This is a genomic window from Streptomyces sp. NPDC043896, from assembly GCF_056435605.1.
The window spans coordinates 39,609-52,090 of the sequence record NZ_JBWKEE010000036.1; the positions used below are offsets into that span (position 1 = coordinate 39,609).

Sequence of the window (12,482 nt, forward strand, 5' to 3'; positions counted from 1 at the left end):
TGCGGATCGCTGAGCACCCGGGTCGACGGCTGTGACCCGTCCCAGCAGCGGCCGCCCGGTCTTCAGCTGCCTTACGCTCGCGGCGGCTGACCGCCGAGATCCGCCCCGCCTCCAGGCCTGACCGGCCCTGGGTACTGCGGAGCAGGGGACGGAACCCGCGTCGTCGGCACAGGGGGCGCCTGGCTCGGCACTCCCCGCCGGGCCGTGGCGCGTTCGTCGGCCTCGCGGGCGTGCCTGATGGGTGCCGTGGCGCGCATCTCCTCGCGAAGTGCGCTCTCCCGCCGCATCTCGACCGCACTCGCGCGGTGCCGCATCGCCGCTGCTCGCTGGGCTGCCGCACTGCCCTGCAGCTGATGGACGTCCTCGGCGACGCGGGCGTCGAGGCGTGCGGCCAGTACGGGTACGCGCTGCTGCATCGCTTCCAGCACCGCGTCCATCGCCTGCACGTCCCTGGGCGCAACCGTGGTGCCGCCGGGCGCGAGCAGGGAGATGTGCTGGTATGCGGTGAGGGCCTGCCAGCCCTCGCGCAGCGCCTGGGCGGACGCTCGCGATGCCCTCTGCGCCTCGGCGACCGCGGCCGCGTGCTGCTGCTGGTACTGGGTGGTGAGCGCGAGCGTCTCCTTCCGGCTGGTGCCGGCCAGCCGGAGGGCCAGGCGGCTCTTCTGCGCAGACTGCTCGATCTGGTCCAGGATCTGACGCATTGACGCGATGTGCCGCTCCGCCGCCGAGTGGCGCGCTGCTTCCTCCCGTGCCCGCTGCGTCCATCCGCCGGCCCGGAAAAGAACTTCGTACGCCTCGGCGGCCAGTGCCCCTCCTGGGGTGACGGGGGCGTCCAGCCGGTGCTGCTGTTCGACGGCCTGCCGCTCGTACTCGGCCGCCAGGTGCTCGGCGCGCTCGGCGGCTGAGGCCTGCTCGGCTGCCTGGGCAGTCAGGTGCTGCGCGGGCAGGTGGCCATAGGGGCGCTGCTGCCACGGGGTGTACGCGGGCTCTTCCCTGACCAGTGCCTGGGCGGCCGGGATTCGGGTGAGCTCGTCGGTGACCATCGTGTCTTCGGCGTCTGCCTGCAGGATGCGGCCGTAAGCCGCGACCGCGCGGTCCAGGCGGTCGGCGTCGGTGCGGACCGGCCCGAGGGCGGCCCGGGTGGGGTGGTCTTCCAGCTCGTCGAGCGGCAGGTAGAGGTGGCTCTCCTGCCGGGCCCGCGACATGGCCGGGTAGAGGCTGTAGGAGTCGGCGTGCAGGCCGTAGGCGATGGCGATGTCGGCGGTCAGGCCTTGCGCGGAGCCGATCGTCATGGCGTAGGCGTGGGTGAGGCGTCCTTCGGAGATGTCGCGGGCGGACATCCAGGCCTCGTGCATGACGACCCCGCCGCCCGGCTGGGGGCGGCGCCACTGGACGAGGACGCCCTGCTTCGCGTTCACCTCCACCACGACGCCGCGGAACCCGTTGAGGACGTCGACCGCGGACTCGTCCCGGCGGCTGCGGTAGTCGTTGCGGCGGATGTGGACGAGGTCACCGGCGGCGAACTGGATCCGCTCTCCGCCCGCGACCGCGTAGGTGCGGCCGGCCTCCAGCTCGCCTGAGGCGACGCGCGCGGCCCGCGCGCCGGCGTTGAGGGCGGCGACGTCCGCGCGGCGGGCGGCGAGCAGCAGCAGGTCGGATACCTGCCCGTGGGGGTCGCCTGCCCAGCGGGTCCGGGCCTCGTTCCAGGCGGCGAGCATGGAGGTCAGGGTCTCGGTGGCGGTGTCCTCGGCGTGCACGCGGCCGTGGGCGGCGAAAGCGGCGAGCGCGCTCGTGCGGGCGCCGCTGCGCCAGTCCTGCAGGGCGGCCCGCTCGACGATGTCGCGCTGGCGGCGGTTCTCGGTGAGTTCCAGGCCGTCGACGATGCGGTGGATGCGGGCGAAGCCGCCGCCGATGCCGACGGCGCGCAGCTGGAGCGGGTCGCCGACGGCGACGATCTTGGTGCCGGTGTCGGCCGCGTGCCGCAGGAGGGTGGCGAGCGCACGGTCGTCGACCATCGCGGCCTCGTCGATGACCAGGACACCGACGCCGTGCAGGCCGCGGCCGCCGCTGACCTCACGGGTCCAGGCGGCGATGGTCCGGGACTCGATGCCCGCCTCTGCGGCGAGGTTCGCGGCGGCGACGGCCGCGGTGGAGGCGCCCGTGACACTCAGGCCGGCGGCCTCCCAGCCGGTCCGGGCGGCCTCCATGAGCGTGGTCTTGCCCGCGCCCGCGACACCGATGACGGCGTCGACGGCGTGGCCGGCGGTCAGCAGCCGCGTCACCACGGCGCGCTGCTCGGCGCTGAAGGCGAAGGGGCGATCGTCGGTGGAGTTGGCGACCTCGACGGAGGTGAGCGTCATCTCGGCGGCCTCGGCGGTCAGCTGGGCCAGGTGCCGGTCCAGGCCTCCCGTGGCGGCCTCGATGACGGTCTGCTCGGCGGCCACGACCGTGGTGTGGGTGTAGCGCTGCCGGTGGGCGTGGTGGCCGCGGTTGGAGTCGGCCAGGCGGACCGCGTGGCCGCCCACCGCGAGGACTTCGTCGGTCAGCGCGGTCAGCTGCTGCGTCGACAGCAGGTAGGGCAGCGTCTTGGCGACGGCGGCCATTACGTGGGTGTGGGAGACGGTCTTGCGTGATGCGGTCAGCCCGTGCTCGGCGTCCCAGATCTGGGCGGCGATCTCAGCGGGGCTGGGCATACGCGGCCCGCCTCCGGCGGACAGCGGGGGCGCCGTCCCGTCGTGACCGGGGAGCGCGGCCGCGATCATCGCGTCGACCGCCGCCTCGCCGCCGAGTTCGGCGGCCGCCCGGGTCCGCCACGCCTGCCTCGGCGCGTCCGGGCTGGCGTCCTCCTTGGCCTCCGCGCTCTTGCGGGCGGCCGTCTTCTGCTGCTCGCGTGAGGCGCCCTCGCCCGCGAGGTCGAGGACCTGCTGGTGGCGCCGGGAGAACGCGTCGCGCAGGCCTTCGTCGACTCCGGCGAGCTCCCACGCCCCGGTGGTGGCGGAGCGCTCGAAGCGGGCCCCGTACGTTTCGGTGAGGCGGGCCCTCAGGCGGCCTTCGGCGATCTCGTTGATGAGGTGGGCGTAGCGGTGGAGGTCCTCGCCGCCGCCGGCGATCGTGCGCCACTTGCCGTCCGCGCACTTGGCCATGTGCGCGATGTTCACGTGGACGTGCAGGTGCGGGTCGCCCGGCGAGCCGTCGACCGGGCGGGCGGAGCGGTGCAGGGTCGTCCAGCCGATGAGGCCGGAGGTCTCCACCCGTTCGGCCTGCTGGCCGTCGCCGTGGTGGCCGGCCATCCCGTATGTCGCCCACTTCTCCAGGGCGTGGACGGCGTCGGTGACGGATGCGAGCCAGTCCTCCTCGATCCGCGCGGCGAGCTCGGCGCCGGCCAGACCGTAGGCGGTGGAGATGCTCTTGGGGAGGTCGAGGGTGATGTCCACGCCGCGCAGCCCGACGTCGACGCGGTGCCGCATCCACTTCCGGGCCTCGGCCACCGTGTCCGCGCCGTACAGCTCGTCGAGATCGAGCCCGGCGGCCGCGGCCAGCCGCTCGGCGTCGGCCAGCGGCAGGAGGTGGCTCTCGCCGTCGCGCAGGATGCCGCGCTTGGCCCGGTCGACCCTCTTCGCCAGCGCGGGCTGGCCCAGGTACTCCGAGACCGACTTTCCGGCCTCGGCCGCGGCCGTGGCGACGGCGTCGACGAGGGCGCGGGCGGCGACCTTCCCCCGGGGGTCGAGGGCCTTCTTGCGAGCGACGAGTTGCTCGCCGGTGCGCCAGTCGCGGCCGTCCATCAGCGCGTGGGCGGCCTCCGGATCGACGCGTTCGTCGGCCACCAGGCCCAGCTCGACCAGGCCTCCGCCGATCCAGCGGAGCGTGCTCTCTCCGGCCAGCCGGTACTCGATCTGGGCGTCCTCGGCCTGGTCGCATCCGCAGTCCGCGGACAGCCGGTAGTCGACCTGCTCGGGGGCGTAGATGGGTGTCGCGTACCCCACCTGCCCACCCCCTCATCCGGCGCCTGCCGCTACGCGATCCATGATCGCGTATCGAAGATACCTGGAGTGCTAACGGGATTGAAAGAACCAAGGTGATGAACTACGAGCTAACCTGGCTTTGGCGTGGCCATGACATTAGTCGCTCGCTTGGTCGCCTTGAATCTGATGCCGTTACCCCCGTCGAAAGCTCACCAATGTCGACGATTGAGGGAGGCCGGTACGACGACGGCGCCCACCTCTGAGCGTGAGGTGGGCGCCGTCGTCGTACCGGAGATGCCTTGGGCTAGAGCGCGGCCAGGGCGTCCGCGAGCTCGTCGGCGGTAGGCCGTTCATGGCGGGAGGAGGCGAGGAGCACGGGCCGGAGGACGGCCTGGATCTCGGGCCAGACCTGCGTCTCGTCCAGGGGGACTTTGCGGCCGGCGATGCGGGCCCGGAGCCGGGTGGGGCTGACGTCGGCGACGTCGACTCCGGCGGCCTGATAGTCCAGCGGCCACCGTCCAGTGACGCAGGTCCACAGAGAGCCCGCAAGCGCGTACACCTCGGCGGAGGGGTTCGGCGCGACGGGCTCGATGCCGACACTGATGGATGCGGCGAGTTCGGGGGCGAGCAGGTGGGCGATCCCGCCGCGGAAGGAATCGGGGGGCTCGAACCCTTCCCTCCACGCCCAGGACATATCCAGGAGCCGGACACCGTGCTCGGTGTGGATGGCGTGGGCCGGCTGGAGGTCGGAGTGGACCCAACCGGAGCGATGGAGCCGCGCGACCGCCCGGCACAGGTCGACGGCGGCGTCGAGGGCCTCGGCCCGGCAGCCGTCGCCTTCGCGTACCGGTTTGAACACCTGCCAGGTCGACGGGGCGTCGAGCCAGCGGGTGGTGAGCCACGCGCCGCCGTCGTACTGTCCGGCGCCAACGAAGTAGTCGGCGCGGAGTGCTTTCAGGACGGCGGCTTCGCGGCTGGTGGTCTGCGTTCCGTCGCCGTAGCCGACTTTTACGGCGGCCGAGCCGGACGGACCGGTGGCCTTCCATACGGCGGATCCGCGGCGGTTGGTGACCTCGGTCAGCTCAACGGGTCGGCCGCAAACTTCTTCGGCTGCGGCGCGGGCTTCGCGGGGGCAGTCAGGGAACTCGCCCATGTGCGGATGTCCTTCCAGTCGCGGGGCAGGCCCGCGGACACGTCGCGGCCGTCGTCGTCAGATTCGCGGATCACATCGGCCAGGTCGGGGGTGTTGGCGAGGAAGCGGGGGTCTCTCGGCCGGACCGCCGGTCGCACCGACAGGAAGGTGATGGGCGGAACGGGCAGTTCGGCTCCGTACACGCTGGTGTCGGTCTCCCCCTCCCAGAACTTCCCGATCATCAGTCCGGCGGGTGCGTAGAGGTGTTTGAGGGCCCAGTGCGGCCAGTCGAGGTGGGCCCGCGTTCCGCCGGCGATGACGACGTTCTCGCACACCAGGTGCCCGCGCGGTCCGGCGGCCAGGAGGCGGGCTTGTTCGGCGGCGGTGACGGCGGCGGCGAAGACGTCGGCTTCGATCGCGGCCTGCTCGCTGCCCGGAAGGATCTCGTACGTCGTCCAGTGAGTGAGGCCGTGCTGGAGGGAGGGGGTCAGGTACGGGCAGTGGGCGGTGGTCGCCTCGACGTAGGCCTGGTCGGGGGCGGTGGTGGTGCGCGGCCGGTGAATGCGCAGAGCCCCCGCCGGAAGGGGCGAGGGCTCCATGGGCGCGGTGCTGGTCACTCGGTGTTCTCCGAGTGGGTGTCGCCGTTGCTGGTGAACTCGGGGCCGCAGTTCCAGGAGGTCCAGACCGTGCCGGTCTCCCGGTAGAGGGCGGCGGCGGCGGCGTCGACCGCGCCGTCCTCGCCGGTGAACCAGAGCTCGGGCAGGGGCCCGTACGCCTTCTCGTAGTCGGGCACCCAGGTGACGAAGCCCTCGCCCGCGCCTTCGAGGTGGAAGGCGACGGCGCCGGCGTGCTCGGTGCTGAAGGCGGCGTACTCGGGGCGTTCGACGATGCGGTGCCATTCGGCGTCGATCGCGCCGGAGAACATCTCGGGGGCGCTCTCGCCCGCCGCGCGGCGCTGGCCGGCGATGGCCAGGAACCGGCCCAGTTCGACGGTGGGGGTGCTCATGGGTTTCTTCCTCTCGTTGGTCATGCGGTGCCGTGGTGCCCGGTGGGCAGCTCGGTGGTGCGCCCGCGTCCGGCGGGGCCGGGGCGGGGGTCTGCGTCAGTGGTCGTCGCCCGGGCGGTCGAGGGCGAGGCCCAGTACGGCGCGGCATTCGCGCGCCAGTTCCTGGACCTGGACGTAGGCGGCCGCTGCGTCGTCCGGAAGGCCGGCGGCGAGGGTGCGGGTGATGTAGGCGGCGGTGTTCTCCACCAGGGCGGTTCTGTCGGTGTCCTCCCACTGCGGGGCCCGTTCCAGGGCGATGGGGACCAGGAGGTCCAGGTGCCCGCGCAGCCAGGTGTGCCAGCGGGCGCAGGCGGCGTGGCTCGGTGCTCCGTCGCGGGGTGCGAGCACGATGGAGACGATCTCGCTGATGAAGGCGATGTCTACGGCCAGCGCCTCGTCCGCGTCGGTCTCCTGCTGCACGAGGAACGTCGCCGTGGTGTTGGTCGTGGAGGTCATCTCCGGGTGTCCTTCCGCGGGGTGTCGCTCTGCCGTATGGACAGGGAACCGGCGATCTACTGATCACGGCCATGCCGAACTACGGACCGTCTGCTCGCGGCCGCCCTGTCCAATTGGCTCGCCCTTTACCCACGGTGGACGGGTGCCCGGGCCTACCGTGGAGGCATGGGGAATGAGCGCAACGCGGCGCTGGTCGGGTGGATGGACAAGCACGCCATGAGCTGCGGCGAACTCGCCGATCTCGTCAGCGCCGCGATCGGCCGGCTGCGTGGGCGTCCTGGGCTGGTCACCGAGCGCACGGTGATGAAGTGGCGCTCCGGCGAGACTTCCTGGCCTCAGGCCCTGCACCGCACCGCGCTGGAATCGGTTACTGGCCAGACGGCGGCGGGCTTAGGCTTCGCGCCCCGCCGCAGACCCGCCGCCGCCGAAGAGAGCGAGGATCCCGTGCTCCGCCGCCAGTTCAGCACCGCAGCGACCGGGGCCGCCCTGGCCGTCGCCACCGGGATGACGCGCTACGCCGTGGGCTCCACCGACGTGCGGCGGCTGCGCGACGGCCTCGACACCCTCATGGGCCTGGACGACCAGCGCGGAGGGCACGCCGCCCTCGAACGCGCCGCGCTCGCCGGAGCACAGCACGCTCTGGCCCTGCAAAGACAGCCGGCCAGTCAGCGGACCCGCCAGCACCTGTACGCCGTCGCGGCCGACTACACGGCCACCGCCGCCTGGTCCTGCATCGATGCCCGGCAGCAAGACCACGCGCAGGCACACCTCGACCGCGCGCTGCAGCTCGCGGGCCTGGCCCAGGACACCGAGATCCAGCTACGCGTCTGGAACTCCGTCGCGATGCTCGCCCACCAGCGCGGAGAACACACGGAAGCGGTCACGGCCGGTCAGGCCGCCCAGAGGATGTCCATCACCCGCCGGGACCCGCTGTACGCATCCCTCGCCCACGCCCGCACCGCCATCGGACATGCCAGCCGCGGCGAGCTACAACCGGCGCGGCGCTGCCTCGGGCACGCCGAGGAGGCGCTCGCCAAAGCCGGACCGGCCCCGCGCCCAAGCTGGATCGCCTTCTACAGGCCGGCGGAACTGGCTGCCATCACCGCGATCGTCCGCGACCGGCTCGGGGACCACCAGAACGCCGAGGCCGCATCTCACCGCGCCCTGGCCGCCCTGCCACACGAATTCCGGCGCAACCGGGCTCTGGCCACCGTCCGCCTGGCCCTCGCCCAGCTCCACCAGGGCGACACCGACGAGGCCTGCGCCACCACACACGGCGTCTTCGACCTGATGCGCGGCACTCCGCTCCCGGGCAGGATGCGGTCCCTCCTCGGAGACTTCTACCGCGACTTGATCACCCGTGCCCCGTCCGCCCTCGTCGCACGCGAGTGGGCCGACCAATACCGAAGCGAATGGAGCCGCCCCGCATGACCCGCCCGCTCGACCTGCGCCACTACACCCACGCTGACCTGCCGGACATACGGCAGACCCTCCTCGACGTCCACGCCGACGCCTACGCCGACCAGATGGACGACCCCTTCACACAGCGCTTCCCCTGGTTCGTCGACCACTGGGGCGACCACCCCGTGTTCGCATGCGTCATCGCCTACGACCAGGACGAACCCGTCGGCTTCGCCTACGGCGCCCCCTCCAACCCCGGACGCGAATGGTGGCGCGAGCACCTCGACCCCGCCCCCGACAAGAGCATCACCTTCGCCGTGTCGGAACTGATGGTCCGTCCCGCCTGGCGCAAGACCGGCACCGCCCACGCCCTGCACGAGGCACTCCTCGCCGGGCGCACCGAGGACCTCGCCGTACTCCTGGTCGACACCACCCACCCCCGGGTCCAGGCCCTCTACGAAAGCTGGCAGTACCACAAAGTCGGCCAGCGCCAGCCCTTCCCCGACTCCCCCGTGTACGCGGTCATGCTCCGCGAGCTCCGCTAAATCCAGGAAGAGTTCCCAGCCGGCCGCCTCCGGCGCGCGAAGGCGCACGCCTTCGTTCGACCTTGATTCGCACGCAAACGCCGAGGACACGCCCGAAGGACCGCAGCCAGCCTGTTCCAACACCAAGATGAATAGGAACCCCCGTAGCTGACATGACACTCAACTTCAGGCGTGCGTGGGCCAAGTGAAAAACACCATCACTGGCCTCGGTGCCGCCGCTCGCGTCTGAGCGGAGTGGGGTACTCCGTGGGCTCCTTCCGATCTGACAAGCTGTGCGGCGTCCGAGTAGCCGCTCCCCTTGCGGTGAAACCACGGAAGGGCACCAGATGAGCACTATCACCAGACCTGTCGAAGCAGCCGAGGACGACACCGACACCGGCCGGCCGAAGGTCATCATCGTCATCCAGCAGAAGGGCGGGACGGGCAAGACCACCATCGCCATCAACGTGGCGGCCTGCGCCGGCCGGTCGGCGGTCCTGCCCTTGCAGAAAGCCGACGAGGAGCAAGCACCCTCACCGGTCGTCGCCACCGGCATCGATGTCCAGGGCAGCATCGAGAAGTGGTGCGCCCGGGTCCGCGAATCGAAGCTCCCCTTCGACTACCTCGTTACCAACGGCAGGACCGGCATCCTGCCGCTGATAGTGCAGGACCCGACCCGCCGCCGGATCATCGTCGACACCCCGGGCTTCATGGACGTCGATCCCGACGCCGAGTGGGACGCCGACCCGCTCGGCGACAGCCGGACGTCCGATGCCCTGCGCGAGCTCCTGGACATCACCGACCTCGCCGTCGTCCCGATCACTCCGTCCGACATCACGTGGGATGAGGCGGAGTTCACGATCGAACGGATCCTCAAGCCGAGGGGCATCAAGTTCCTCGTCGTGATCAACATGCACGACCCGGCGAAGGACAAGAGCAAAAAGCAGCTCGACAAGGTCAAGGCGTGGATCGACGAGCGCCAGTACCCGCGCGTCTCCGACCCGATCCGCCGGTACACCATCCACGAGCACGCCCACGAGAACGGGACTGTGGTCACCGAGTACAAGATGTCCGGCACCGCGCTCAACGCCCGCGAGGACTTCATGAAGGTGGCCCTGACAATGGAGCAGATGCTCTGATGGGACAGCAGATCACCCTGCCCGGCGGCCCCCAGGGGCCGGGCAAGCCGCAGACGGCGCTCCAGCTCGCCCGCACCATCGGAAAGGTCCCGAACGGCCAGTTCGGCGACAACGAGAAGGTGCTGATCTACCAGGAGCAGCAGAAGCTAACCGCCTGCGAAGCGGCCCTGGAGAATCTGCGGATCGCGTTCTTCGCGGCGGGCAAGGCGCTGGAGGTCATCCGGGAAGCCCGCCTCTACCGGGCCGTGTCCGGGACGTTCGAGGACTACACCCTGGAGCGGTGGGACATCACCCCGCAGTACGCGGGAAAGCTGATCCGCTGCTGGCGCGTCGCCGAGAGCGCCTTCGAGCGAGCGTCGACCACCGGACTAGAAACAATTGTTTCCAAAAAGCTGGGCTTCGGTCACGCCTGGGAGCTCGTCCCGCTGGTCGAGAAGCACGACGTCGAGACGGCGGCGGCCCTGTATCTGGCGCTTCTCAAGAAGGCACCGAAGATGACGGCGGCCCTCGTGGCGGACGCGGTCGCGGCGTTCCCCGACGAGCTGGTGGGGCACCCCCGCAAGCTGGAGGCGTTCGCCGAGTCGTTCGCGGCGGCCTGGAAGCCGAAGGCGAAGGAGGTGGCGGCCCTCGACCCCGTCAAGGCCGTCCGCGCCCTCCGCAAGGCCGCCACCGGGTTCGACCTCGACATGGTGCGGGCCGCGCTGGAACACGACCCCCAGGCAACCCGTCAGGCGGCCCGGGACCTGATCCTGTCTCTGTCGGAGTCGGCCGGTCTGACCGTGATGGTCGAGGACCTGGACGAGGCCCCCGAGGCGGTGCCCGCCCCGCGCACCGAGTCGGAGACCACCGCCGCATAGCGCGGCCGGAACGCAGAACAGCGCCCCCTTCACCGAATCCCGGTGAAGGGGGCGCTGTCGTATCGCAGGAAGTGGAACACGGTGGCTGGCGCAGGTCCCCAGGACCGGCCCGGCCAAGTGGTCAGGGTGAGGCCGCTCTACTCGGCGCCGGCGATCGCGCCGAGGGCCGGGTTGGGGGTGTTCACAGGAGGGCGTCGCCGAGGAGGGTGAGCGCGGCCGCGGTGATGCCGCCAGCACGTTGGAGGGCCCGGTACTTGCTGACGACGATCTTGGAGAGGTCGCCGAGGTGGGCGGCGGCGTCGTGGCGGCCGACGAGGTCGGCGGTGATCTCGTCAGGGGTGTGGGTGGCCCAGTGGAGGAAGGTCTGGCGGGTGCCGCTGGTGAGGCGGGGGTGGACGGCGGCCAGAACGGTGAGCATCGCGGCGATCAGGCCGGTGGCGCCGAGTGCGACGAGGACGGCGACCAGCGGGGGCAGGTCCCGGAGGTGGGTGAGGCGGCGGCCGGTCGCGTCGGGGTCGTGGTCATCGCTCGTCCGCCCCGATGGTGGCGACGAGCGCGGCGACCGTCTCGCACGCGTGGTGGTAGCTGGCGTCGAGGAGGTAGGCGCCGTTCAGGCCGTGGGCGGCAAGGGAGTAGAACCGGCCCTTGCCGGTGCGTTCGGCGATGGTCTGCAGGAGTCCGTCGGGCACGCGCCGGTCGGCGGCGTAGTGGGTCAGGCCGCTGATCGCGAGGCCCGCGAGGGCGGCGGCTGGGTGGAGCCGGATCCCGAGGGCGCGGGCGCCGGCGGTGACGGCCAGGACCTGGGTCGCCGAGTAGGTGATGCAGTGCCAGGCGCAGGCCCGGCGGCCATGGGCGGTGCCGTGCTCCGCCGTCGCCTTGGTCTTCTCGTCCTCGTACCGGACCGGGGCGGCGTCCGTCGCCCGCTTGACCTGGGCGCAGTAGTCGTCCTGGATCCAGTGGTCGCCGACGGCGGCCGCGGCTCGGGTGAGGCCTAAGACGGCGGCGAAGGCGGCGGCTCGGGTGTACGTCATGCTGTGTCTCTCCTCGGTTCTACTCTGGACGGGGAGCCCCGGGCGGCCGTGCCTCTGGCCGATGCTGCGGCCGCCCGGGATCTGCGCCGGCCTACTGGTCGGCGGTGTAGCGCTTGAGCTGCTTGCGGACGCGCTCGCGGGAGAAGTCGAGGTGCGCGGCGACGGCGGCCTAGGTGAAGTTCCGGGCCTCCATCTCGTCCTTGACCGCCTGCCAGTAGGTGCGCTGGGCGTTCTCGATGGCCTGGTCCCGGACGGTGGCGGCCGCGTCCAGGCGCCTCCTGATGGCATCCGGGACGCCCGTTGGATCTGTTGGGTCCAACGGACCTGATGGGCGATGGGCTGGGGTTCGTGCGGGGGCGGCACTACGGCTGGGGCTGGGTGATCTCGGCGATCGCGGCGGCCTGGGCACCGGTGAGGGTGAGGTCGGGGGCCGTGAGGATGGCGTGGGCGACGGCGGTAATGCGGTCCCATTCGCGGCCGACGGCCTGGTGAGCCTGGTCCATCACGTGGTCCCATGCCAGGCCGCCTTCGGGGGCTGGGCCGGTCTCGGTGATGGGGCAGCCTGCGGCGGTCAGGAGACGGATGGCCATCTCCTTGTCGTGGTCGGCGCAGGCAAGGTTGGCGGTCTCGGTGGTGAGGCGGCCAGAGGCGGTGAGCTGGTGGAGATCTGCGGCCTGTCCGGCGGCTCCGCAGGCAACGGCAATGTCGAGGTAGCTGCCGAAAGAGCGGGCCCAGCGGGTGGCGCCGGTCCAGCCGGTGACCCCGTTCAGGGTGACGGTGTGGATCCTGGTGTGCTCGCAGGTGAAACCGGCGAGGAGGCCGAGGACGGTGTGTCCGGCCTCGTGGTAGGCCAGGCCCTGCTGGATCAGCGGGATCGGGGTGGTCTGCCAGCGGGTACGCCGCTCGGGCGTGTACTCGTTCAAGACGTACATCGG

At 71.5% G+C, this 12,482-nt stretch carries 13 protein-coding genes; 4 read left to right on the forward strand and 9 right to left on the reverse strand.

The genetic code is table 11. The features are described from left to right. Positions 1–71: 71 nt before the first annotated feature. The 5 genes from mobF to AC069X_RS35065 all read right to left on the reverse strand — a co-directional run bounded on the left by mobF (position 72) and on the right by AC069X_RS35065 (position 6,595). Positions 72–3,983: a MobF family relaxase gene (gene mobF / locus AC069X_RS35045; protein ID WP_478735213.1), complete on the reverse strand. Its 3,912-nt coding sequence runs from the start codon at positions 3,981–3,983 to the stop codon at positions 72–74. 283 nt (positions 3,984–4,266) lie between these two features. Then, positions 4,267–5,115 carry a serine/threonine-protein kinase gene (locus tag AC069X_RS35050; protein WP_478735215.1) on the reverse strand — a complete coding sequence of 283 codons (849 nt, stop codon included), beginning with the start codon at positions 5,113–5,115 and terminating at the stop codon, positions 4,267–4,269. Then, positions 5,040–5,711 carry a DUF6875 domain-containing protein gene (locus AC069X_RS35055; protein WP_478735217.1) on the reverse strand — a complete coding sequence of 224 codons (672 nt, stop codon included), beginning with the start codon at positions 5,709–5,711 and terminating at the stop codon, positions 5,040–5,042. The genes AC069X_RS35050 and AC069X_RS35055 overlap by 76 nt, the downstream gene beginning before the upstream one ends. Continuing rightward, on the reverse strand, positions 5,708–6,100 hold the full coding sequence (locus AC069X_RS35060; protein WP_478735218.1) for a hypothetical protein: 393 nt from the start codon (positions 6,098–6,100) through the stop codon (positions 5,708–5,710). The genes AC069X_RS35055 and AC069X_RS35060 overlap by 4 nt, the downstream gene beginning before the upstream one ends. 96 nt (positions 6,101–6,196) lie before the next feature. Beyond that, positions 6,197–6,595 (reverse strand): DUF6415 family natural product biosynthesis protein, encoded by a 399-nt coding sequence (locus tag AC069X_RS35065; protein WP_478735220.1) that lies wholly within the window; start codon positions 6,593–6,595, stop codon positions 6,197–6,199. A 165-nt stretch (positions 6,596–6,760) separates the two neighbouring features. Here AC069X_RS35065 and AC069X_RS35070 point away from each other — a divergent pair, with 165 nt between their 5' ends. From AC069X_RS35070 to AC069X_RS35085, 4 genes are all read left to right on the forward strand, one after another. Continuing rightward, the gene (locus AC069X_RS35070; protein ID WP_478735222.1) at positions 6,761–8,026 is read left to right on the forward strand and encodes an XRE family transcriptional regulator; all 1,266 of its coding nucleotides are present in this window, start codon (positions 6,761–6,763) and stop codon (positions 8,024–8,026) included. Further along, the gene (locus AC069X_RS35075) at positions 8,023–8,541 is read left to right on the forward strand and encodes an N-acetyltransferase family protein (protein ID WP_478735224.1); all 519 of its coding nucleotides are present in this window, start codon (positions 8,023–8,025) and stop codon (positions 8,539–8,541) included. The genes AC069X_RS35070 and AC069X_RS35075 overlap by 4 nt, the downstream gene beginning before the upstream one ends. A gap of 326 nt (positions 8,542–8,867) precedes the next feature. Beyond that, the gene (locus tag AC069X_RS35080) at positions 8,868–9,659 is read left to right on the forward strand and encodes a ParA family protein (RefSeq protein WP_478735226.1); all 792 of its coding nucleotides are present in this window, start codon (positions 8,868–8,870) and stop codon (positions 9,657–9,659) included. After that, positions 9,659–10,516, forward strand: coding sequence for a hypothetical protein (locus tag AC069X_RS35085; RefSeq protein ID WP_478735236.1), 858 nt, complete (start codon positions 9,659–9,661; stop codon positions 10,514–10,516). The genes AC069X_RS35080 and AC069X_RS35085 overlap by 1 nt, the downstream gene beginning before the upstream one ends. Positions 10,517–10,697: 181 nt before the next feature. Here AC069X_RS35085 and AC069X_RS35090 read toward each other — a convergent pair whose 3' ends face one another. The 4 genes from AC069X_RS35090 to AC069X_RS35105 all read right to left on the reverse strand — a co-directional run bounded on the left by AC069X_RS35090 (position 10,698) and on the right by AC069X_RS35105 (position 12,479). After that, positions 10,698–10,991, reverse strand: a complete 294-nt coding sequence (locus AC069X_RS35090) for a Pycsar system effector family protein (RefSeq protein ID WP_478735269.1) — start codon at positions 10,989–10,991, stop codon at positions 10,698–10,700. 46 nt (positions 10,992–11,037) lie between these two features. Continuing rightward, entirely contained in the window at positions 11,038–11,547 is a 510-nt protein-coding gene (locus tag AC069X_RS35095) for a hypothetical protein (protein WP_478735238.1), read from the reverse strand. A gap of 169 nt (positions 11,548–11,716) precedes the next feature. Beyond that, on the reverse strand, positions 11,717–11,866 hold the full coding sequence (locus AC069X_RS35100) for a hypothetical protein (protein WP_478735240.1): 150 nt from the start codon (positions 11,864–11,866) through the stop codon (positions 11,717–11,719). 43 nt (positions 11,867–11,909) lie between these two features. Then, positions 11,910–12,479, reverse strand: coding sequence for a hypothetical protein (locus AC069X_RS35105; RefSeq protein WP_478735242.1), 570 nt, complete (start codon positions 12,477–12,479; stop codon positions 11,910–11,912). Positions 12,480–12,482: the final 3 nt, after the last annotated feature.